General features: G+C 32.5%; 18 protein-coding genes and 1 other annotated feature. Of the genes, 12 read left to right on the forward strand and 6 right to left on the reverse strand.

Annotation, left to right across the window (positions count from 1 at the left end; translation table 11 throughout):
• Positions 1 to 335 precede the first annotated feature (335 nt).
• The 7 genes from truB to GMA11_RS05500 all read left to right on the forward strand — a co-directional run bounded on the left by truB (position 336) and on the right by GMA11_RS05500 (position 8,557).
• Complete coding sequence (gene truB, locus GMA11_RS05470) at positions 336 to 1,241, forward strand: tRNA pseudouridine(55) synthase TruB (RefSeq protein ID WP_163546214.1); 906 nt, start codon at positions 336 to 338, stop codon at positions 1,239 to 1,241.
• A complete protein-coding gene (gene ribF, locus GMA11_RS05475) occupies positions 1,238 to 2,182 on the forward strand; it encodes a riboflavin biosynthesis protein RibF (protein WP_240332478.1) in 945 nt (314 codons plus the stop codon). The genes truB and ribF overlap by 4 nt, the downstream gene beginning before the upstream one ends.
• Entirely contained in the window at positions 2,179 to 3,309 is a 1,131-nt protein-coding gene (hemW, locus tag GMA11_RS05480) for a radical SAM family heme chaperone HemW (RefSeq protein ID WP_163546215.1), read from the forward strand. Before ribF ends, hemW begins: the two co-directional genes overlap by 4 nt.
• Positions 3,310 to 3,323: 14 nt before the next feature.
• Positions 3,324 to 3,860 carry an NUDIX hydrolase gene (locus GMA11_RS05485; RefSeq protein ID WP_163546216.1) on the forward strand — a complete coding sequence of 179 codons (537 nt, stop codon included), beginning with the start codon at positions 3,324 to 3,326 and terminating at the stop codon, positions 3,858 to 3,860.
• Positions 3,861 to 3,870: 10 nt separating this feature from the next.
• On the forward strand, positions 3,871 to 4,563 hold the full coding sequence (locus GMA11_RS05490; RefSeq protein WP_163546217.1) for a nicotinamide mononucleotide transporter: 693 nt from the start codon (positions 3,871 to 3,873) through the stop codon (positions 4,561 to 4,563).
• 167 nt (positions 4,564 to 4,730) lie between these two features.
• A complete protein-coding gene (locus tag GMA11_RS05495) occupies positions 4,731 to 5,408 on the forward strand; it encodes an MgtC/SapB family protein (RefSeq protein ID WP_163546218.1) in 678 nt (225 codons plus the stop codon).
• A 74-nt stretch (positions 5,409 to 5,482) separates the two neighbouring features.
• Entirely contained in the window at positions 5,483 to 8,557 is a 3,075-nt protein-coding gene (locus GMA11_RS05500; protein ID WP_163546219.1) for an SNF2-related protein, read from the forward strand.
• Between the two features lie 219 nt (positions 8,558 to 8,776).
• On the opposite strand, the gene GMA11_RS05505 is transcribed toward GMA11_RS05500, so the two are convergent.
• From GMA11_RS05505 to GMA11_RS05520, 4 genes are read right to left on the reverse strand one after another with little or no spacing between them, the layout of a single operon-like run.
• Positions 8,777 to 9,850, reverse strand: a complete 1,074-nt coding sequence (locus tag GMA11_RS05505) for an ABC transporter substrate-binding protein (RefSeq protein WP_163546220.1) — start codon at positions 9,848 to 9,850, stop codon at positions 8,777 to 8,779.
• Positions 9,851 to 9,874: 24 nt separating this feature from the next.
• Positions 9,875 to 10,666, reverse strand: coding sequence for an ABC transporter permease (locus GMA11_RS05510; protein ID WP_163546221.1), 792 nt, complete (start codon positions 10,664 to 10,666; stop codon positions 9,875 to 9,877).
• Positions 10,659 to 11,474: an ABC transporter permease gene (locus tag GMA11_RS05515; protein WP_163546222.1), complete on the reverse strand. Its 816-nt coding sequence runs from the start codon at positions 11,472 to 11,474 to the stop codon at positions 10,659 to 10,661. Before GMA11_RS05515 ends, GMA11_RS05510 begins: the two co-directional genes overlap by 8 nt.
• A 12-nt stretch (positions 11,475 to 11,486) precedes the next feature.
• Positions 11,487 to 12,608, reverse strand: coding sequence for an ABC transporter ATP-binding protein (locus GMA11_RS05520; protein ID WP_163546223.1), 1,122 nt, complete (start codon positions 12,606 to 12,608; stop codon positions 11,487 to 11,489).
• A 203-nt stretch (positions 12,609 to 12,811) separates the two neighbouring features.
• Between GMA11_RS05520 and GMA11_RS09470 the strand changes: the two genes are divergently transcribed.
• The 5 genes from GMA11_RS09470 to GMA11_RS05540 all read left to right on the forward strand — a co-directional run bounded on the left by GMA11_RS09470 (position 12,812) and on the right by GMA11_RS05540 (position 22,159).
• The gene (locus tag GMA11_RS09470; RefSeq protein WP_163546224.1) at positions 12,812 to 17,497 is read left to right on the forward strand and encodes a S8 family serine peptidase; all 4,686 of its coding nucleotides are present in this window, start codon (positions 12,812 to 12,814) and stop codon (positions 17,495 to 17,497) included.
• Positions 17,498 to 17,536: 39 nt separating this feature from the next.
• Positions 17,537 to 17,733 (forward strand) — a binding site (T-box leader).
• Between the two features lie 68 nt (positions 17,734 to 17,801).
• Positions 17,802 to 18,368 carry a flavin reductase family protein gene (locus GMA11_RS05530; RefSeq protein WP_163546225.1) on the forward strand — a complete coding sequence of 189 codons (567 nt, stop codon included), beginning with the start codon at positions 17,802 to 17,804 and terminating at the stop codon, positions 18,366 to 18,368.
• Between the two features lie 9 nt (positions 18,369 to 18,377).
• Positions 18,378 to 18,986: a GNAT family N-acetyltransferase gene (locus GMA11_RS05535; RefSeq protein WP_163546226.1), complete on the forward strand. Its 609-nt coding sequence runs from the start codon at positions 18,378 to 18,380 to the stop codon at positions 18,984 to 18,986.
• Entirely contained in the window at positions 18,976 to 19,104 is a 129-nt protein-coding gene (locus GMA11_RS09435) for a hypothetical protein (protein WP_255466010.1), read from the forward strand. The genes GMA11_RS05535 and GMA11_RS09435 overlap by 11 nt, the downstream gene beginning before the upstream one ends.
• A gap of 418 nt (positions 19,105 to 19,522) precedes the next feature.
• On the forward strand, positions 19,523 to 22,159 hold the full coding sequence (locus GMA11_RS05540; protein WP_163546227.1) for a valine--tRNA ligase: 2,637 nt from the start codon (positions 19,523 to 19,525) through the stop codon (positions 22,157 to 22,159).
• A 240-nt stretch (positions 22,160 to 22,399) separates the two neighbouring features.
• Here GMA11_RS05540 and GMA11_RS09515 read toward each other — a convergent pair whose 3' ends face one another.
• Together GMA11_RS09515 and GMA11_RS05550 are read right to left on the reverse strand one after the other, a co-directional pair.
• Entirely contained in the window at positions 22,400 to 22,795 is a 396-nt protein-coding gene (locus GMA11_RS09515) for a transposase (protein ID WP_163546228.1), read from the reverse strand.
• Positions 22,796 to 22,960: 165 nt separating this feature from the next.
• On the reverse strand, positions 22,961 to 23,355 hold a 395-nt coding region (locus GMA11_RS05550; protein WP_163546229.1), incomplete at its 5' end, for a transposase.

A 23,355-nucleotide genomic window follows, 5' to 3' on the forward strand; every position in this document is an offset into this window, starting at 1 on the left:
ATACATAGAAATGTTTATGCGATGAATGGATTAGTGGACTTTTTGATGATTCATCATTTTTTATTTACTCGTCTATAAGTCTTTTAAAATCAATCTTATTTTATATTATACGCTTTTTTTTATGACTTTCAATAGGGGTGAAAATATCAGGAAAATGAAAAGTATAAAAATGATTTTAATTATATAAAAAAGTTTTAAAATGTATAAAATATCATTTCAGGAGATATGTACGCTTGTTTTTGTATACAAAAAATTTTTCCGTAAAAGAGGAAGAAACGTAGATAATGAAAAAATGAGTAAAAAGTGATATACTGTCTAAGAAATGAGGTAAGAAAATGAACGGGATATTACCATTGTGGAAAGAACGTGGCATGACCAGTCATGACTGCGTTTTTAAATTAAGAAAAATATTGAAAACAAAAAAAGTAGGACATACAGGGACATTGGACCCTAATGTTGATGGCGTACTACCAATTTGTATTGGTAGTGCAACGAAAATGGTAGAATTTATGTTGAATGCTGAAAAGCAATACGAGGGAGAAATCACATTAGGAATAGCAACAAGTACAGAAGATAGTGACGGCGATATTGTGGCTGTTAAAAATATTGATAAAATACCAACAACAGACGAGATTGATGCAATAATGGCATCAATGTTAGGTCGTATACAACAAATCCCGCCTATGTACTCAGCCGTAAAAGTAAATGGCAAAAAATTATATGAATATGCACGAAATCATGAAACGGTTGAACGACCAGTTCGTCAAGTCGTGATATATGACTTTAAGCGTATATCTGATGTAAGTGTACATGATAATCATACAGTGTCGTGGCGATTTTCTGTGACATGTAGTAAAGGGACGTATGTACGTACACTGGCTGTTGATTTAGGTGCGAAAATGGGATACCCTGCATTTATGAGTGATTTGACACGTACACAAAGTGCAGGATTTAAACAGGAACAATGTTTTACATTACATCAGCTTGAAGTATTGAGTGATGCTTCAATGGCACTTATTCCTGTTGAACAAGCTTTCTTAGATTATCCGCGATGTGAGATTGATGATGAGGTATATGCACGTGTACAAAATGGTGCTATTTTACAAGAAATGCCCCATGTTCAGTATCCTGTTTTTTTCGTTTATCGTGACAAAATTATAGCGTTATACGACAAACACCCTGAAAGAGCGGGGTATATCAAACCTAAAAAAATGTTATTAAGTAATGGAGAATCAACATGATGAATATTATAAAATTAACCTATCCATTTCAGCCTGTTGAGGTTGAAAAAGAAGGTATTGTTTTAGTACTTGGTTTTTTTGATGGTGTACATTTAGGGCATCAAAAAGTCATTGAAACAGGAAGAGATATTGCTAGGGAAAAAGGATATAAATTGGCTGTGTTAAGTTTTAATCAGCATCCGTCCGTTATATTTACAAAGCAAAAAGAAGTGTATTTAACAAGTGTGGAAGAAAAAGCTGTTTTATTGCAACAAATGGGTGTTGATATTTTCTATCTTGTTTCATTTACAGAGGCATTTGCATCGATTGAACCTCATCAATTTATTCAAGATTATGTTATCAATCTTAATACAAAATATGTTGTGGCAGGATTTGATTATCGTTATGGAAAAAGTGCAAATGGAACTATTGAAACATTAGCCGAACATAGTCAAGGAACATTTGACGTCATTATTGTGGAACAACAAACACAAGATTATGAGAAAGTAAGTTCTACAGCCATTCGTCAAGCACTATCAACTGGAAATATTGAAAAAGCAAATGCATTATTAGGTAGAGTGTATGCGACTAGTGGTTATGTCATTCATGGTGATGCACGAGGACGACAAATAGGATTTCCAACGGCGAATATTAAAGTAGATGAAAAACAATACAGACTTGCTGAAGGGGTTTATATTGTGCGTATAAAAGTCAAAGACGTATGGTATAAAGGAATGGCGTCTATCGGACGTAATATAACGTTTGAACAAAATCGTGTCGTAAGTGTAGAAGTACATGTACTTGATTTTAGTGAAGATATTTATGACGAAGAAGTTACAATTGAATGGTTAAAATATGTACGAGAAGAAATTAAATTCCATAGCGTGAAGAGCTTAATCGCTGAATTACGAATGGATGAAATTTCAGCAAGAGAGTATTTTGAAAGTAGAGGACAAATATGACGTCAGTCTATATCCATATTCCGTTTTGTGAACATATTTGTTATTATTGTGATTTTAATAAAGTTTATATTGAAGGACAACCAGTTGATGAATATGTTCAGTTATTGATTGATGAGATAGCGTTAACGATGCAACAATATCCTAAAACAGAAATAAAAACGGTGTATATTGGTGGAGGCACACCTACAAGTTTAACAGCTAAACAACTGGATATACTATTAACGGGTATGCATAAATATTTATCTATTCATCCACAAGCAGAATTTAGTGTAGAAGCTAATCCAGGTGATGTTAATTTAGAAAAAATGGCTGTATTAAAAATGCATGGTGCTAATCGTTTGAGTATGGGTGTTCAATCTTTTGATAATCGTATTTTAGAAAAAATAGGACGTAGTCATCGTGTTGATGATGTGTATCAATCTGTATCAAATGCACGTAAAGCAGGGTTTGATAATATTAGTATTGATTTGATTTTTAGACTGCCATATCAGACATTATCTATTTTTAAAAATAGTTTAGAACAAGCACTAGCATTGGATTTACCACATTATGCAGTCTATTCTTTGATTTTAGAAAATAAAACGATTTTTTATCAGTTGATGAGAAAAGGAAAACTTCCTTTACCAAGCGAAGATGATGATGCAGACATGTATGAACTGGCTATGGAAATGTTAGACAAAGCAGGAAGAAAGCAATATGAAATTAGTAATTTTGCTTTGGACGGCTATCAATCCATCCATAATAAAACATATTGGAATAACGGACATTATTTTGGATTTGGAGCAGGAGCACATGGCTATATTCATCAAACACGTTATAAAAATAATGGACCCATTCAGCACTATTTAGAACCTTTACGACAAAAGCAACTTCCTATTTTTTCAAAAGAAACATTAACAAAAGAACAGATTATGGAAGAAGAATTATTTTTAGGATTGCGAAAAATAGAAGGTGTTAACCGACAGCAGTTTCAAAAAAAATATGGTGTTTCATTAGAAAGTGTCTATGGAAAGACAATCCAATATTTAATGAGTGTTGGATTATTGGAAATGAAAAATGATTTTATTCGATTAACAAAAAGAGGTATTTTTTTAGGAGATACCGTATTTCAATCATTTTTAAAATAAGGAGAAGTATACGTATGAATGATTATATAGAAACAACCTTACAATCAAAAAATGTGTATCATGGTGCTATTTTTGATGTAGAAAGTCACGATGTTCGCTTACCAAATGGAAATATATCCAAAAGAGATATTATTAAACACCATGGTGCTGTATGTATTCTTGCTACAAAAGACAATAAAGTATTGCTTGTTAGACAATATAGAAAAGCGATTGAGCAATCACTTTTTGAAGTACCTGCTGGAAAATTAGATTCTCCAAAAGAAGAACCATTAAGTGCAGCTAAACGAGAATTAGAAGAAGAAACAAACTATCAAGCAAGACACTGGAAAGAAGTTTACACTTTTGTTGTTTCTCCAGGATATTGTACAGAAAAAATTACGTTATTTGAAGCAACAGAATTAATAGAAGTTGAAAATCCACTATCATTAGATGAAGATGAATTTTTAGATATTGTATGGATAGAGATACCTAAAGCTTTAGAAATGGTTGAAGACGGTACGATTATTGATGCAAAAACAATTATGGCCTTACAATATTTAGCGTTACAATAGGAGGAAGAACATGGATGAACCTAAATGGGTAAGTTATTTTGATAAAATTTGGTTTCTCGTGTTTTTACTACTTACATTTTATACAGTTTTTCAAGACTATCATGGCATGAATTTTTTAGTAGTCGGACTTATTTTAAATAATATTTTTGATGCGTATATGGGTGTTGTTTTTTCAAATGGATTGAAGCGTCATTATTATATTGTGACGATTATAGGATGTTTTGTGACTGCTTTTGTGAAATTTCAATATGATTTAGTAGGTGGCGTAATCAGTGCCTTAATTGGAGCTGTGTATGCGATTATTGGCTATATTGAATTTGAAGACACCATTACGTACACCGATAAACATGATTTAAAACCATTGATTTACAATGCTATTGGAGGATGTATTTTATTCTTTGTTTTATATACATATATTGTAGAAGACAAACAAAACATCGTGTTAATTATTGGTAATTTTTTAGTTTTTATACTAGGAATGTTGGCACGTTTTTTGTTGATTAGAGGAAAATCTGCATCGTATATTTTCTTTATTATTGTTGATATTGTTACGATTTTAGTAGAAATACAGACATATCTGATAAAACAAAATAATGATGTTATTGTTATTTTAATTAATACATTTATGCTATTAGTGATTGACTCAAAAGCATGTTATATATGGCAAAAAAAAGCATTTGAACATAAACAGCAACAACAATGAATGTAATCTATATGAAGGCTCTTCGCCAACTGAGGTTGGCGAAGAGCCTTATTTTTAAAGTACAACAATATGTTCTTGTCTAGATGTTTTCATAGATGATATTTTTTACCGTTTATGGTATACTAAAGTTTACGAAATTAAGCGTTATCATAAAGGAGGATATATACATGACAACGCAAGATATTGCGATTCGATTAGTTTTAGCTATTATTTTTGCAGGTGTTATAGGCTATGATAGACAACGAAAAAGTAGACCGGCAGGACTTAGAACACATATTTTAGTATGTGTAGGTGCAACGACAGTTGCCCTTATTCAAAGTGCAGTTTTTTATGAAAAACTAAGTATTCATCCAGAAATAGATGTTGACCAAGTACGTTTATTAGCGCCTATTGTAAGTGGGATAGGTTTTTTAGGTGCGGGTACAATTGTTGTGACGAAGCAAAGAGTAGCAGGGTTAACAACGGCAGCTTCTTTATGGACATCGGCAGGCATTGGTATTGCTTTAGGTATGGGATATTATAAAATTGCTTGTTTAAGTTTTCTAGCAGTTGTTTTTTCTTTAACAATCATCCGTTTTATTGTACATGTTCCGAATGTGAAAAGATTAGAAGTTCAATTTGTGCATAGACTAGAAACAAAAGCCTTTTTAAATGAATATTTTTCAAAATATTCTATTGAATTGAATGATGTTTTATTCGATGTACAAAATGTGGACGGTAGAAATGTGTATCGTAATATTTTTACAATTCATTTGCCAAAAGATATTTCTTTAGTCAATATTGTTGAGGATTTATCCTTACATAAAGATATTATGAAAATCAGGCTAGTGTCTATTGTTGAGTAAAAGAGTAGTTACTACTGTAATGGTCAAAAGTATGGTATGATAAAATTACAATTTAGTTGAGTGAGGAGGATACGATGAGCAACGGTATATCAAATAAAATGATAGATGAAGCAAAACAATTAGTACAAGAAAATAGGGTCTTGAGTATTGTGAAGTATCCGACCTCAACGGTATGGTTCTCAGAAATTTTAGACCACAATCAATTATTTTCTGTTTACTTAGATGCAACAAGTACAGGAAAGGATATTTGTGATTGTCAATACTCTAAAGAACATGGCTATTGTAAACATATTTTAGCTGCTGAATTATATTTAAATATGCAAGGATATGAAAGAAGTGTATCTCATCAATTAAAGCATCAAGTTGTTGACACAGCAGCTCGATTAAATCGTTTAAGTAAGTCGTTATATACACAAACTAAAAAAATGGAAATTGATACGTCTTTTATTAAAGTAGAAGTAACATTGAATATGACAACACAATGGCGAGATAGACGATTATTGATTTCTTTAAAAATTGGAAAACAGAAATTATATGTCGTAAAAAGTATACCAGAGTTAATATATACGTATTTTGAGCGTAGGACGTATACATTAGGTAGTAAAGATGCGATTGATTGGCAAGATTATGCAGTCGATCAACAGACACATCACTTATTTGTTTTTTTGAAAAAAGTATTTTCGTATTCTGAACCTGATGTGTATGTACCTAGTTTAAAATATCTTCAAATTCATCCATTGGTAGTAGCAGAATGTTTGGAAATTACCTCTCATTTAAAAAATGTAATATTTGTACTAAATGACCATGTTGTTGAAACTTATCATTATTCTGAAGAAAAAGCACCTCTTCATTTTTATGTGAATAAACATCGTTTAGGGTTAGAATGTTCTTTAGAACATCCTCATTTATTGGATATATTAGATGATTTTATGTTACTTAGAATAGAAACTCATTTCTATAAAATAGATAAAGATTTATTGCCGATTTATGAGTTATTATTAGATATTTTTGATAGTCGTAAAATAAAACCTATTCTGATAAAAACAGAAAATATTTCTGATTTTATAAATTATACAATACCTTTATTGGAACAAATTACACATATCCATTATGATGGTAGTTATATTGTGAAAAAACAAACATATAGGCCAGATCTTTATGTGACGAAAGAAGACGATACATTATGGATTGATATAAAAACAAATACAGATGTATTCGATCAGTATAATGTAGAAGATGCTATCCGATTGGAAAATAAATTGTTAACATTAGGTTTTTCTAAAAAAGGAGAGCGATTTGAAAAGTATTTACATTCTACAGATACATTTTATGATTTTCTATCACGTGAAAAAACACAGTTGAATGATTTTAGTCATGTTATTTTGTCTGAAGATTTACAAGATAAAGCCTTTCAAGTTGATATACCAATGATACGATTTGATACACAAGGTTCTTTACTCGATATATCCTTTAATATTGATGGTATTTCTGATAAAGATATTTCTAAAATTTTACAGCATATTCAAGAAAATGATCACTATTATCAGTTGGATAATGGGCAATTTGTTGATTTAAGAGATGATGTTTTTCAAGATGTTCATCATATTTTAAATCAGTTACGCTCAAAAGATGTGTTAAAAGACGGCCATATTCAATTACATCAAACACAAGCACTACACTTAGTATCTGATTTACACAAAAATATTAATATGGATGATTATTTTTCTAATTTAGTCTATGACTTAACGCATCCAGAGTTATTTCGTGCATCTATACCAAAGAGTTTAAAAACAACATTAAAAGATTATCAAGTTTATGGATTTAAATGGTTAAAAATGTTATCTGCACATCAATTTGGCGGTATTTTAGCAGATGACATGGGACTAGGTAAAACAATCCAAACGATAGCTTATTTATTAAGTGAGATAGAAGAACAGAAAACGAATAATCGGCCGAACTTAATTGTGTGTCCAGCTTCGTTAGTTTATAATTGGAAGCACGAATTTGATACATTTGCACCTAATCTATCAGTAGAAATTGTAAATGGGTTAAAACAAGATAGATTAGATAACTTGAAAAAAGATGTGCAAATATATATCACATCTTATCAAAGTTTTAGACAAGATGAACGTTCATATAAAGAAAAACAGTGGCATGCCATTGTATTAGATGAATCACAAATGGTTAAAAATTACACGACAAAACTACATCGTAGTTTACGCCATTTATCTGCGCATGTTATTTTTGCATTGAGTGGTACACCTATTGAAAATAGAAAAGAAGACTTTTGGTCTATTTTTTCACTTATTCTACCAGGTTTATTTCCACATGTTCGAGATTATAAAAAATTAGATACAAAAACAATCGCAAAAATGGCAAAACCATTCTTATTACGCCGATTAAAATCAGATGTATTAACAGAATTACCCGAAAAAATTGAAACAGTTTTGTATAATGAACTGAGTAAAGAACAAAAAGCATTATATTTAGGGTATTTGCAAAATATTCAAACAAGAGTAGCGCATTATTCTAGTGAAGAATTTACAAAAAATAAATTAGAAATTTTATCTGGATTAACACGCTTACGCCAAATTTGTTGTCATCCAAAATTGATTATGGATGATTATGTCGGTGATGTTGGTAAATTAGAACAATTTTTAACACTTGTTGAAACGGCTATTGCTGGAGGGCATCGTTTATTAGTTTTTTCTCAATTTACAAGTATGCTTGCTATCTTACAAGATGCTTTAAAAAACATGGGACACGATAGTTTTATGTTAACGGGGCAAACAAATACAAAACAACGAATGGATATGGTTAAAGCATTTAATGCTGGAAAACACGATGTCTTTTTTATCTCATTACGAGCTGGAGGAACAGGATTAAACTTAACGAGTGCCGATACCATTATTTTGTATGATTTATGGTGGAATCCTGCTGTTGAAGAACAGGCAATGGGACGCTCGCATCGTATTGGTCAGAAAAAAACGGTACAAGTATACCGATTGATTTCTCAAGGAACTATTGAAGATAAGATGAATGATATGCAACAACAAAAGAAAGCTATTTTTGATGAAGTTGTCAATGATGTGATGATGCGTCATGAGTTAACAAATGATGATATTAAAGATATTTTAGGTATTGAATAAAATAGACTTTTCATCAAATTGTATTGTATAAAGAAATAGTGAAAAAGGCAGTGAATGGCATTAGCCACTCGCTGCCTTTTTTACTATTGAGAATAATTAAAATACTGAAATTTAGTATTTTATTGCATGGTAACCAAACTGACACAATTTATTGTAGATAAAAGAGGTGAATTGACGTTTTTCAGCATCAATTCACCTCTTTTGTATTATAGAGTAAATCTATTTATTTTCAATTTTTATTTCTAAAAATAAATCATTAAACTGATTATTTTTTTCCCTGGATAATCCTTTATAGGCTTCTAATCGACTAATCAAATCATCATCTGGGTAAAATGATTTGTTAGATGTGATTTCAGGATCTATCAGTTCTTTTGCATCTTTATTTGGTGTGGCATAGCCAATGTATTCTGCATTACGTGCCGCAATATCTGGACGTAATAAGAAGTTGATGAGTGCGTAAGCACCGTCCAAGTTATCTGCTGTTTTTGGAATGACAATATTATCAAACCAAATATTTGATCCTTCTTTCGGAATAGTATAGGCTAAATCTTCATTTTCATCTAGAGCAGTAGATGCTTCTCCTGAAAAAGTAACCGCAATGGCTGCTTCATTTTTTGCCATATACATTTTAATTTCATCAGCAACGATTGCACGAATATTTGGCATAAGTTGCTTCATTTTTTGTGTAGCTTGTAATAAAGCATCTGTATTTGTTTCATTTAAGGAATATCCTTGAGATTGCAGACCTATACCTAACGTTTCTCTAGCACCATCATACATTAAAATATTATTTTTAAATTTTGGATTCCACAAGTCATTCCATGTTTGAAGTTCTTCTTCATCAACGAATTTTGTATTATACAAAATTCCTAAAGTTCCCCAAAAATAAGGAATAGAGTAACGATTGTTTGGATCAAATGGCATGTTTAGAAATCGTTCATCAATATGACGTATATTATCTAATTTTGAGTAATCCAAGGTGTTTAACATGTTTTCATGAATCATTGTTTGAATCATATATTCACTTGGCACAGCAACATCATAAGATGTCCCACCTTGTTTAATTTTTGCCAGCATTGCTTCATTAGAATCAAAAGTTTCATAAACGACTTTATAGCCTGTTTCTTCTTCAAATTCCCCAATGAGTTCAGGGTTAATGTAATCTCCCCAGTTAAAAAAATGAATGACTTTATCTCCGGTTAATCCTTGTGTATGTTCTACTTGATATTTAATACCAAATAGTCCGATGCATATCACAAGAATAAGCAAAACACTCTGATATAATTTTTTCATATTGTACCCCGTTTCTATGTTATATTATCGTTTTTTTCGTCTTTGTTCTGTTGTTTGAATAATGTAATATCCAATAACTAGTACAAAGGATAATAAAAACATTAACGTACTTAAAGCGTTGATTTCTAAACTAATACCATGTCTAGCACGAGAATAAATTTCAACAGAAAGGGTACTGAATCCATTCCCTGTGACGAAGAATGTCACAGCGAAATCATCTAATGAGTAAGTAAATGCCATGAAAAATCCGGCAAAAATACCACTTGAAATACTTGGTAAAATAACGCGTCCCATGATTTGCCGAGCGTTTGCCCCTAAATCTTGAGCGGCAGTAATCATTGTATCATTCATATCGTATAATCTTGGTAGAACCATTAACACAACAATTGGAATATTGAAGGCAACATGGGCTATCAATACACTAAAGAATCCTAATTTTACAGGAAGCAAAAATGTAAATAACATCAGTAAACTTGCCCCAATCATAACATCAGGTGTTACCATTAAAATATTATTTAAATTTAAAAAAGTTTGTCTTGTTGTATTCTTTTTAAAGTAATAAATCATAATTGCACCGAAGGTCCCAATTACAGTTGCAATCAATGCAGATAATAAAGCTAAAATAAACGTATTGATAATAAAAATCATCAAGCGGCTATCTTCAAAGACTTTTGTATAATGTTCTAATGTAAATTCGGTAAAACGGTTCATATCATTACCAGCATTAAATGAATAAAAAATCAAGTAGAAGATAGGTAAATAAAGCACAGCAAACATAAACCATAAATATATATTTTGCCATTTAAATTTATTCATCTCTTAGTCCTCCTGCTTCATTTTTATCACGTGTCAAGAACATAACAATAATCATGAGTACCATTAAAACAACGCCAATAGCAGATCCCATTCCCCAGTTTTGTGTGACAAGGAAATGTTGTTCAACGGCTGTTCCTAATGTAATGACACGATTTCCCCCAATTAAACGTGTTAACATGAATAAAGATAATGAGGGAATGAATACAGCTTGAATACCACTTCGAACGCCTGGTAAAGATAAAGGAAAAATAACCCGACGTAATGTTGTTAATCGAGAAGCTCCTAAATCTTCACTAGCTTCAATCATTGAATAAGGAATATCGTTAATAGAATTGAAAATAGGCATAATCATAAATGGCAATTCAATATACGCTGCAACAATTAAAAATGCAGCATCTGTAAATAATAATTGTTGAGGTCCAATACCAATAAATGTTAAAAATTCATTGATTGTACCTGTTTGACTAAATAAACCAATAAAGGCGTATGCTTTTAATAATAAATTGATCCATGTTGGTAAAATAATGAGTAGAATCCATAACTGTTTATGTTTTGTTCTACTTAATAAATAAGCCATAGGATAACTGAAAGCCAAGGTCACTAGTGTAACAAGAGACGCATACAAAAAAGAATTGATTGTCATTTTGACATAATTAGCCGAGGTAAAATAGTGAATATAATTATTTAAAGTAAATTGTCCATTGCTATCAAAAAAAGATTGATAAAGAACTAATACAAGTGGGGCAATGACAAATAACACAATCCATAATAAATAAGGAATAGCATAATTATAGTGTTTCTTTTTCAATTTTCAGCCTCCTCAGTCTTCGTATTGTTCAAGACGAGCATCAAAGTCTTCTTCAGATTCATTGAATCTCATAACATGAATATCGTCAGGTTCAAAATTTAATCCTACTTTCGCACCAGGTTTTACTTTATCGGTTGTGTGAATCATCCACTCATTGCCGTCTTCGTCATAAGCGATAATTTCATTAAATACACCTCTAAATAACATGGTATCTACAGTTGCAACTAATTTTCCTTTTTCTGGTGTTGTAATATCAATATCTTCAGGACGAATAACGATTTCAACGGCTTCTCCACTTGGAATACCAGCATCTTCACAATCGAAAATTTTACCAACAAATTCTACTTTGTAATCTTCAATCATCTTTGCATCAATAATATTACTCTCACCAATAAAATCAGCTACATAGCGATTGATTGGTTCGTCATAAATATCTACTGGAGTTCCTGATTGGACAATTTCTCCATTGTTCATGACAAAAATCCAATCAGACATTGCCAATGCTTCTTCTTGATCATGTGTGACAAAAACAAATGTGATACCTAAGCGACGTTGCAATTCACGTAATTCGTATTGCATATCTGTACGGAGCTTTAAGTCAAGCGCTGATAAGGGTTCGTCTAGTAATAGTACCTCTGGCTCATTCACAAGGGCACGAGCGATGGCAACACGTTGACGTTGTCCACCTGACATTTCTGATATTTTGCGTGTTTCATAACCGCTTAGACGTACCATTTTTAAAGCGGTTGTTACTTTTTCTTTAATGGTTTCTTTATCTATTTTTTTAACAGATAAACCAAATGCAATATTATCAAAAACGTTCATATGTGGAAATAATGCATAATCTTGGAAAACGGTATTTACTTTTCGTTGATGAGCAGGAATTTTATTGACTTGTTCTCCGTCTAAATAAATTTCTCCACTCGTTGCAGAACTAAAACCAGCAATTAGCCTCAAAATTGTTGTTTTACCACAACCAGATGGACCTAGCAAGGTATAAAATTTACCTTTTTCTAATTCCATATCAATGGATTTTAATATATCTTGGTTATCATAAGATTTTGTAACGTGCTTTAAAACAACACTGTATTTTTCTGCCACTATACATTTCTCCTTTACAAATAAATTTGCCATTTCATTATGACAAGAACGATTATAACATATATAAATTGAAAAACATTAAATAATATAGAAATGTTACTTTTTTTTTCATTTTTTATAAAAAATGAAAATTTTGCCATAAAAAATGTTGACTTTTTTCATTTTAAGGTGTTTAATTTAATTTATCAGTAACCGAAATAACATTTTTGTTATTTATATTTAATAAAGGAGTGGGAATGTTGAAATTTTCTAAAAAATTGACGGTAAGTATGATGGCGTTGACTTTAGGGTTTGGCATTGTTCAACCATTGGTGTTACCAACAACGCAATACATTGCCTACGCACAAGAGGAATTGTCGAATATTACTGCTGGTGAAAAACCTTATCAAGATAATGATACTGTACAAGTTATCGTTAAATTAAAAGAAGCAGCAGTTGATCCAAATAGTTTAAAAACACCTGAAGGTCGTGCTAATCGTGAAACGCAAACTAAACCAGCACGTGAAGCATTTTTGAAAACATTACAAGCAAAAGGAATTGAGTATAAAAAATTATTTGAATACGACCTATTATTTAATGGCGTTTCATTAGAAACAACTTATAAACAAGCAAAAGAAATTAAAGCCTTGAATGATGTTGAATCAGTAGACGTATCTGTTGATTACGAAGTGCCGACATTAAATGCGGATTCGAATGAATCTAATACGCCGGTCAACTATGGAAAAGCAATTGACAGTAATCAACTGATCAATGTTCAAGCACTATGGGATAAAAATATAAAAGGACAAGGACAATTAGTATCTATTATAGACTCTGGTATTGATCCAGAACATGATGTCTTGCATCTTACAGATACATCAACGGCAAAATATAAATCTAAACAAGAATTAGAAGATGCAAAGCAAAAAGCCGGTATTACTTATGGAAAATGGTATAGTGATAAATTGGTTTATGCGTTTAACTATAATGATTGGAACGATGATATAAAAGAAGAAAAAGAAGACTCACACGGTATGCACGTAACGGGGACAGCCGTTGGGAATCCAACAAAACCAGCACCAAATGGCGATTACGTAGCAGGAGTTGCTCCTGAATCGCAACTGATGTTTATGCGTGTGTTCTCAGATAAAAGAGGGAAAGGAACAAGCTCCTTTATTTATGTGAAAGCCATTGAAGATTCAGTAAAATTAGGTGCTGACTCAATTAACATGAGTTTAGGGTCATCAGCAGGATCTACTTTAGAAATAGGACAAGCAGTATCTGGTGCCATTGATTTAGCTAGAAAAGCCGGTATTACTGTTGTTATTGCAGCAGGGAATAGTAATACATTTGGTTTTGGATATAGAGCACCTCTAGCAAGTAATCCAGATTATGGTTTAGTAGGGGATCCATCTATTGCGTATGATTCTATTTCTGTTGCAGCGATGAACAATTCAGTTTTAAATTCCTCTGTTGTTAGTGTGCCACAATTAGCAAATGATGCAACAAAACATAATGGTATAGCGCCGATTCGTACATATCAAAAATTATTCGATCCAACAAAAGAATATGAATATGTTTATGTAAATTTGGGTAAAGAAGAAGATTTTGAACAATTTGGCGAAAATGATTTAAAAGATAAAGTTGCACTAATTCAACGTGGAGAAATTCCATTTACTGAAAAAGTTATACGTGCAATGTTAAGAGAAGTTGCAGGGGTTGTTATCTTTAACCACGAAGTAGGTGGAGAAGACACAATGGGAATGATTTTAAATGATTTAGATAAAGAAATTCCAATTGTTTCTTTAGGGCATTCTTTTGGGAAAGAATTGTCAGAACATTCAGGTGATTATAAACTAGTCTTTAAAAAAGAATTAGCTAAAATTCCAAATGACAAAGCAAATACACTAACAGATTTCACAAGTTGGGGAATGTCATCTGATGGAGAGTTAAAACCAGACGTAACAGCACCAGGTGGTTCTATCTATTCTTCATTTAACAATGGTACATACGGAACAGAAAGTGGAACAAGTATGGCTTCTCCACACGTTGCCGGTGCCGTAGCACTAGTCAAACAAGTATTAAAACAACGTTTTTCAGAATTATCACCTGAGTCATTGCAAGCTTTATTGAAGCATTTAGTGATGAGTACCGCAAATCCTCATGTGAATACAGAAAAAGGAACATATACATCACCAAGACAACAAGGTGCAGGTATTATTGATGTAGATAAAGCTGCTTATGGCGATTTATATGTAACAGGTACCAATGATTATGGCAGTGTTGTTTTAGGAAATATTGATAATCAATTTGTGTTGAATTTAGTTGTACACAATGTATCTAATCAAGATAAAACATTGCATTATAAAACGACTGTTAATACAGATGATGTTGAAAATGGGCTTGTGACGCTAAAACCAAGTTTATTGAAAACAGTTGAAGGACAAACAATTGTTGTTCCAGCAAATGGTACAACGAGTGTTCAAATTCCTATCGATATTTCTGAATTTAATGAAAAATTAAGCCAAACATTTGAAAATGGTACATATATCGAAGGCTTTGTTGTGTTCTCTGATCCACAAACACAAGACCACGTGATTAGCTTACCTTATGTTGGGTTTAAAGGTCATTTTGAAAACTTACCAGTTTTAGAAAAACCAATCTATGCATTTAAAGAATCAGAAAAACCTTTCTACTTCTATGCAGATCCTAATGCTTCAGAAGAAGAAAAACAAAGAGATCCAGAAAATCATTTTACAGCCTTAGTAAGTAAATATGGTAAAAAAGAAGTGGTTTTAGGAGAAACAGACACTGAACCTGAATTTGATGATTCAAAAATTGCCTTTTCTCCAAATGGCGATGGAAAACAAGATGCAGTAGCACTAAAAGCTGTGGTGCTTAGAAACTATGAAAACATGCACTTAGCAGTTTATAAAAAAGACGATGTGAAACGTGAACATCCTGTTTTTGAAACAGGAAATGGACAAGGTGCAAAAACATATTATGACGGTGGTCAAAATGTGAAATCAACTATTCTAAGTGAAACAGAATGGAACGGTAAAGACAATGATGATCGTGTTTTACCAGACGGCGATTATCAATATGTTGTAACATATCGTGCAGATGTTTCTGGCTCTGAAATGCAAGAAACAAGTTTTAATGTAAAAATTGATACAAAAGCACCAATGTATGATGGTGTCGGTGGAACATACGATAAAGAAACAAGAACATTTAAACCTTCTCGCATTACAGAAGACGGTAGTGGCATTAGTTATGAAGGATTAACTTATAAAAATGATAAAAATGAAGAAATAGAAGTTGAACCAAATGATGACGGTTCATACACATTACCAGAAAATGTTGATCCATCTAAATTCACATTTGAGATTATAGACTATGCAGGCAACACAACGTCATTTAAATTATCAGATAAATTCCCTTCAGAAGAAAAAGGAACAATCGGATTATCATTTATATTAGACGGAGAAGCATTTGATTTACACGGTGTGATTTCACGTCATGTGATTAAAAATGATAAAGGCGAAATTGTGACAGATACATTTACAAGAAATGGTAAATCTGTTTATGCATTACCTTATGGCACATATACAGTGGAATTGGTTCTATTAACAGACGATGTGAAACTTGTTGGTAATAAAGTTGTGACAGTTCAGTTAACAAAAGAAAATCCAGACCAAGTCGCAACATTTGAAATGCAAGAAATCTTCCGTAATAAATTTGGTGTATTATTTGATAAACCACTTCCAGAAGGTGCACGTGTTTTTGCAATAGATGCGAATGGTGAAAAAACAGAATTACCACAAAGTAAATATAATCCGTTCATTTTTGAAAGAAAATTACCAGTAGGGGATTATACAGTTCACATTGAATTACCAGAAGATTATGCAGCATCAGAAAATGATTTTACATTCACAGTAGAACATAAATCAAATCGTAAAGATGTATCATTGATTGTGCCAGAATATGTAAATATTGTTGGTACAAATGCGGATGATAAAGTAGCCGGTACTGTGACCTTAACAAATCCTGTTGTGAATACTGTAAAACTTGTTGTTGAAGAACAAACAGAAGACACTGTTGTAACCGACTTAACTACACAGTTTAATCAACAAGTAAATCCAAAAAATCAAACTGTAACATTCTATGATATTTACTTAACAAAAAATGGTAATAAAATAAAAGTAGATGGTAATCGTACAGTGACGTTATCAGGTACTTATCCAGAAGGAACAAAAGTGTATCACCAAAAAGAAGATGGTACATTTGAACAATTATTTACTAAAATTGAAGGTGGACAATTAAGTTTTGAAACATCAGGATTTAGTATTTTTGCGATTACTCAGCCAGAAAATAAACCAGTTGTTGATAAATCCGCTTTACAAGAAACGTATGATCAATATGATAAAGTGACAACAAGCGATGCTTATAAATATGATACAAAAGAAAAACAAGAAGCTTATAATCAAGCAGCAGCAAAAGCACAATCTGTATTGAAAAATGAATTAGCAACGCAAGAAGAAGTTAATGAAGCCTTAAATCAATTAAAAGCAGCACAAACAGCTTTAAATGGTGTTGCACCTAACCCAAAAAATGATGAACAAGCATCAGAGGGAGCAGCAGGAGAAACATCAACAGAAACATCAAAAGAAAAAGATGGTTTACCTGTTGTTAGTCAACCAATTACAATTGCTCGTGAGGTAACAACACAATATCATACTGATAAAGGTTTATCACGTTATCATGTATCAAACAACACAGTAAGTACATCAGAAAATGCACAAGAAACACAACAAAAACAAGTAGAAAATAAAAATAGTTTACCAAAAACAGGTGAAACAAATATCACAACTGTTGGATTTATAGTCGTATTTATGAGTGGTTTGATTTATGTCAGAAAAAACCGTAAAAATCAAGAAAAGTAAATCTTTTTCATTCACATTTAATAAAGAGTATGTTAAAATTTACTTACGTTGATTAAGAGGAGTAGTTTTTGGATATGTTTTAGAGAGGACAGTCTTGGTGAAATCTGTCTACATAAAAAAAAATGAAGGTAGCTTATGAGTTAACAAACTGAATATGAGTAAGTTTGTTCGGAGAGATACTTCGTTACTAATAAAAAGTATAACATTTAGGTGGTACCACGTTTTGCGTCCTAAACAGATAAACTATCTGTTTAGGACGTTTTTTTATAATCAACTTAGAGGAATAGGATAAAGGAGAATACATTTGAAAAAAGTACATATTGAAACAAATAAATTATTTTACGGGTCACCAGTCGTTTTGATTGGATATAAAGATGAATTGTATGGCTATAATGTGACAACAATTAACGCTGCTTATACAGTATCTAATACAGTAGCGATTGCATTATATAATGGTAATCATTCTTTTGAAGAAATCAAAAAAACAGGTCAGTTTACCTTAAATGTACCTGATAAAAATCAAATGGAATTGATTGAATTATTCGGATTTAATCGCGGAAAAGATAAATTAAACCAAGCGAACACACATTTTACGATAGGCGAAAAAGTAGATGCTCCAATTTTAACAGAGTGTTTTTATAATGTTGAATGCCAAGTTGTGAGCATGACAGAAGTTGGTGTGTATACGCATATTCTTGCGACGATTGAAGAGAGATGGATTGATGAAGAGTGTGTTGATGAAAATGGGCATTTAATACATGGGAAAGTCAATCCAGTTGAGTTTGTTGGAGATTCTAAAAAACGTGCCTATCGTTATTTGACATCGGATGTTCAAGAAGTAGGAGCATTTAAACGTTATTTAGATAAGTAGGAAAAGAGTATGAACATTATTGGAGAATATGACGGCTACCATTTACCTAAACTCGAAACGGATCGTTTAATATTAAGAACACGAACGTTCGATGATGTTGAGGATATGTTTTTGTATGCGAGTATTGAAGATGTTGCTGATAATTGTGGGTTTCCAGTTATAAAAACAGTAGATGATGAAATAGAATTTATGAAAAATCTTCCAAAAAGTCATCAAGAGCACGATATTCCTGACGGATATGGTATTACGATTAAGGGAAGTGACCGAGTGATAGGTTCAGTTGATTTTAATCGCAGACATGGTGCCAATAGAGATATTTTAGAGATTGGCTATGTGTTACATCCAGATTTTTGGGGACGTGGCTATGTGCCAGAAGCAGCTAAAGCATTGATAGATATAGGCTTTACTTTGTTAAATGTTTCTAAAATGGAAATTGCGTGTCATTCATTGAATGAACGAAGTCAAAAAGTTGCAGAAAAATTAGGCTTTACATTAGAAGCTCGCCTGCGTTTGCGTGATAAGTATGCCAATCAAATATGTGATGAATTACGCTATGGATTATTAAAATCAGAATGGCAAGAACAAAATACGAAAAACGAAGAAAAATATGATCAATAAAATTTTCATCTTTTTCTTAGGATATAAAGGTGACACAACGGGCATTGGTTTATTTAATGGTAATAAGAGTACAAAACAAATGAGTTTACATAAAGAATTTACGGGAATTTGTCGATGAAAAACATGATGCAGAAATTGAACAGGATAGATTTGACTTAATATCAAAAATCGAAAGTGATTGATGCTCTTGCTTGATATATCCATTGAATGTAAAGTTGTAGACATTGTAGAATGTGGTAATTATGTGAATTTTATTGCCTTAATTACAAATCATTTAGTATCGAATATGCTAATGGAAAACAATGTATTTTTAGGGGGAGTCTTTGAAACGATTTCTTATACGGGACGGTAAAAACGTTACTATCATTATCAATCAGATGCAGTAAAAACATGAAAAAATGTTTAAAAGAAGAAAGAGAATGGATTAAAAAATAACGTTCATTATAAAGTGGATAAAGTACGATATATAAAATGATAACTGTTTATTTAAGTGCTTTATAGAAAAAGTAATTTATAAAAGACAAAAGGAGAAACTAATGACAAAGGACTTATCAACAAAATATAATCCAAAAGAAGTAGAAGAAGGAAAATATACGACATGGGTAGAAAGTGGCGTTTTTAAACCAAATGCCAATCCTGATGCAAAACCCTACTCCATCGTTATTCCACCACCAAATGTGACGGGTAAATTGCATTTAGGGCATGCGTGGGATGTGACATTGCAAGATGCGATTATTCGTCAAAAACGTATGCAAGGATATGACACATTATGGTTACCGGGGATGGATCACGCCGGCATCGCGACACAAGCGAAGGTAGAAGAAAAATTACGTGGAGAAGGTGTTTCTCGATACGATTTAGGTCGTGAAAAATTCCTTGAAAAAACATGGGAATGGAAAGAGGAGTATGCTCAAACTATTCGTTCACAATGGGCAAAAATGGGGGTGTCTGTTGACTACGATCGTGAACGTTTTACATTAGATAGTGGTCTTTCAGAAGCTGTTCGTAAAGTATTCGTGGATTTGTATAATAAAGGTATTATTTATCGTGGCGAATATATTATTAACTGGGATCCAGCTGCAAAAACAGCTCTATCGGATATTGAAGTGATTCATAAAGATGTTGAAGGAGCTTTCTATCATATTCGTTATGATTTAGCAGACGGAAGTGGTTCAGTAGAATTGGCAACGACACGACCAGAAACAATGTTAGGAGATACAGCTGTTGTGGTACATCCAGAAGATGAACGTTATAAAGATTTCATCGGAAAAACAGTTATTTTACCACTTGTTAATAAAGAAATTCCGGTTATTGCAGATGATTATGTTGATAAAGAATTTGGTACGGGCGTTATGAAAGTAACACCTGCACATGATCCAAATGACTTTGAGCTAGGATTACGCCATCAATTACCAATGATTAACATCATGCACGATGATGCAACGATGAATGAATTGGCAGGTGAACGTTATCAAGGATTAACGAATGTTGAAGCACGTAAACGTGTAGTTGCAGATTTACAAGAACAAGGTTATCTTGTAAAAATCGAAAAAATGATACATAGTGTTGGACATTCAGAACGTACGGGAGTTGTTGTAGAGCCGAGATTATCTACACAATGGTTTGTGAGAATGAAAGACTTGGCTAAGCAGGCAATAAAAGCACAAGAAACAGCAGATAGAGTAGATTTTTATCCGCCACGTTTTGAACAGACGTATTTAACATGGATGGAAAATGTTCATGACTGGGTTATTTCTCGTCAATTATGGTGGGGGCACCAAATTCCAGCGTGGTATCACAAAGAAACAGGTGAATTATATGTAGGTATGCAAGCACCAGAAGATAGTCAACATTGGATACAAGATGAAGATGTTTTAGATACATGGTTTAGTTCTGCTTTATGGCCATTTTCAACAATGGGCTGGCCTGATATACAAGCATCAGATTACCAACGTTATTTCCCAACAAATACATTAGTAACAGGTTATGATATTATTTTCTTCTGGGTAAGTCGTATGATTTTCCAAAGTTTAGAATTTACTGGACAAAAACCATTCCAAAATGTGTTGATTCACGGACTGATTCGTGATAAAGACGGTCGTAAAATGAGTAAATCACTTGGAAATGGAATTGATCCAATGGATGTGGTTGAACAACATGGCGTTGACTCATTACGTTGGTTCTTATTAAATGGTTCTGCTCCAGGTCAAGATGTTCGCTACATGGAAGAGAAAGTCGAAGCTGCTTGGAACTTCATCAATAAAATTTGGAATGCAAGTCGTTACACATTGATGAACTTAGGAGGCTTAAAACCAGAAAATATTGACTTATCTGGTGAAAAAACATTAGCAGATTGCTGGATTTTAACACGATTTAATCAAACAGTAGAACGTGTGACAGATTTATTTGATAAGTTTGAATTTGGTGAGGCAGGACGTCAACTATATAACTTTGTTTGGGATGATTTTTGTGATTGGTACATTGAAATGTCGAAAGAAACATTAAATGGTACCAATGAACAAGCAAAACATACAACACGCAGTATTTTACTCTATGTTTTAGACAATACATTACGTTTGTTGCACCCAATGATGCCATTTGTAACAGAAGAAATTTGGCAACAATTATATCCTGAGCAATCCATTGTTATTGCAAGCTATCCAGTTGTAAATGAAGCGCAAATAGACGCTGTGTCATTAGATAGTATGGAACGCTTAATCGAGTTAATTCGTACGGTACGCAATATTCGTAACGAAGTAAATACGCCATTGTCCAAAGCAGTACCAATATACATTAAAGCAAATACAAAAGAAATCAGTGATTTACTCATCGACAATAAAGATTACATCACACGTTTCTGCAATCCGTCTACACTAACGATTGATACAGAGATTTCCTTAGATGAAGAAGTGATGACAGCTGTTATCAGTGGTGCAGAAGTATTATTACCACTAGCTGGCTTAATCAATATTGAAGATGAAATCAAACGTCTTGAAAAAGAAAAAGAAAAATTAGAAAAAGAAGTGTCGCGTGTCGAAAATAAACTAGCAAATGAAGGTTTTGTAGCGAAAGCACCCGCACATGTCATTGAATCCGAAAAACAAAAAGGCAATGATTACAAACAACAATTAGAAACTGTAATCAAACGTATTTCTGATTTGAAGCAAATGTAGTCTGCTATACTTTGAAAATCAGGCTCTTCGTCAAATTGTGTTGATGGAGAGAAATAGTGGCTCTATGTCAAATAGGGTTGATGACTCATAAAAGGTAGTGATGTAACAAATGTTACGTCACTATTTTTTACTTTAAGTCACAAAGTGATGTACGGCTCACCGAAATGTACACGATACATTTCTCTTCTCCCACGCTGTGCGGGGGAGGAGCTATTCGTACGTCACTTTTGACTTAAACTATTAAGCAACTAGTGAAGTAGATGGTACGGTATACAGTACATATAACTTACACATTAATAAAATACGATTTCTAAAATGTGAAAAGTTACGATAACCATAGGTATTTCTCTTAAGTGCTTTAATTGCATTATTGATACCTTCAAGTGTACCGTTAGTGAAATGATGATAGATAAAAGTATTTTTAATATAGGGTAAATATCCTTTAAAAGTTTTCAGCACTCTACGTAAACCAGGAGAAATAGCTTCCTGTTTAGCCCATATGAGTATTTCTTCAAATCGTTTAAAATCTCTATATGTAAGGCATCTCTTAATTGATGAACGACATCGTATGTAGCTCGTAGTTTGGGGACTTATTCCAATAAATAATCGGCTATCCCTTGTGTATGCGTCATTCAATCAAACAGTGGAAAACGGTGATAAGGATAGCTGCTTATATTGTTGCTTTGTGTTATAATTTATTCTAGACACGATAATAACCTTGCTAATTTTGTAGTGGATTTTAGTAAGTTAATTATCTGTCTTTTTTGTTTTTATAACACTATTTTGCTTTTGCACTTTATTTTACAACTCGGAGTTCATTTCTCTTATACGTAGTGTATTTAAATTCCGATGTATATGTTGTATGATATGAAATCTATCTGTGACAATAACGGCATTAGGAAAAACCTTCTGAATAAGTTTGCCATAATTGGCATTCATATCCATAACAAGATAGCGAACGCTATGTCTTGCTTTTTTAGAAAATTGTTTAAAATAAGTGATTAAATGGTCTAATTGGCGACTAGGTAACACATCAATAATACGGTGTGTTAATCCGTCTACACAGATGAAACTCATCTTCCCTAAATGAGATGTCACAGACTTAAATTCGTCGATACATAGTACCTTAGGTAGATAATGAAAAGACGGTTTAACTTGTTTTGTATATTTATCTAAGACACGTTGTACGGTCACAT

The sequence above is a fragment of the Granulicatella sp. zg-ZJ genome, from assembly GCF_010892355.1.
Classification (GTDB): Bacteria; Bacillota; Bacilli; order Lactobacillales; family Aerococcaceae; genus WM01.

Bases quoted from the DNA above. Each gene is read 5' to 3' on its own strand.
- truB (WP_163546214.1), top strand. From the start codon at position 336: ATGAACGGGATATTACCATTGTGGAAAGAACGTGGCATGACCAGTCAT.
- ribF (WP_240332478.1), top strand. From the start codon at position 1,238: ATGATGAATATTATAAAATTAACCTATCCATTTCAGCCTGTTGAGGTT.
- hemW (WP_163546215.1), top strand. From the start codon at position 2,179: ATGACGTCAGTCTATATCCATATTCCGTTTTGTGAACATATTTGTTAT.
- GMA11_RS05485 (WP_163546216.1), top strand. From the start codon at position 3,324: ATGAATGATTATATAGAAACAACCTTACAATCAAAAAATGTGTATCAT.
- GMA11_RS05490 (WP_163546217.1), top strand. From the start codon at position 3,871: ATGGATGAACCTAAATGGGTAAGTTATTTTGATAAAATTTGGTTTCTC.
- GMA11_RS05495 (WP_163546218.1), top strand. From the start codon at position 4,731: ATGACAACGCAAGATATTGCGATTCGATTAGTTTTAGCTATTATTTTT.
- GMA11_RS05500 (WP_163546219.1), top strand. From the start codon at position 5,483: ATGAGCAACGGTATATCAAATAAAATGATAGATGAAGCAAAACAATTA.
- GMA11_RS05505 (WP_163546220.1), bottom strand. From the start codon at position 9,850: ATGAAAAAATTATATCAGAGTGTTTTGCTTATTCTTGTGATATGCATC.
- GMA11_RS05510 (WP_163546221.1), bottom strand. From the start codon at position 10,666: ATGAATAAATTTAAATGGCAAAATATATATTTATGGTTTATGTTTGCT.
- GMA11_RS05520 (WP_163546223.1), bottom strand. From the start codon at position 12,608: ATGGCAAATTTATTTGTAAAGGAGAAATGTATAGTGGCAGAAAAATAC.
- GMA11_RS09470 (WP_163546224.1), top strand. From the start codon at position 12,812: ATGTTGAAATTTTCTAAAAAATTGACGGTAAGTATGATGGCGTTGACT.
- GMA11_RS05535 (WP_163546226.1), top strand. From the start codon at position 18,378: ATGAACATTATTGGAGAATATGACGGCTACCATTTACCTAAACTCGAA.
- GMA11_RS09435 (WP_255466010.1), top strand. From the start codon at position 18,976: ATGATCAATAAAATTTTCATCTTTTTCTTAGGATATAAAGGTGACACA.
- GMA11_RS05540 (WP_163546227.1), top strand. From the start codon at position 19,523: ATGACAAAGGACTTATCAACAAAATATAATCCAAAAGAAGTAGAAGAA.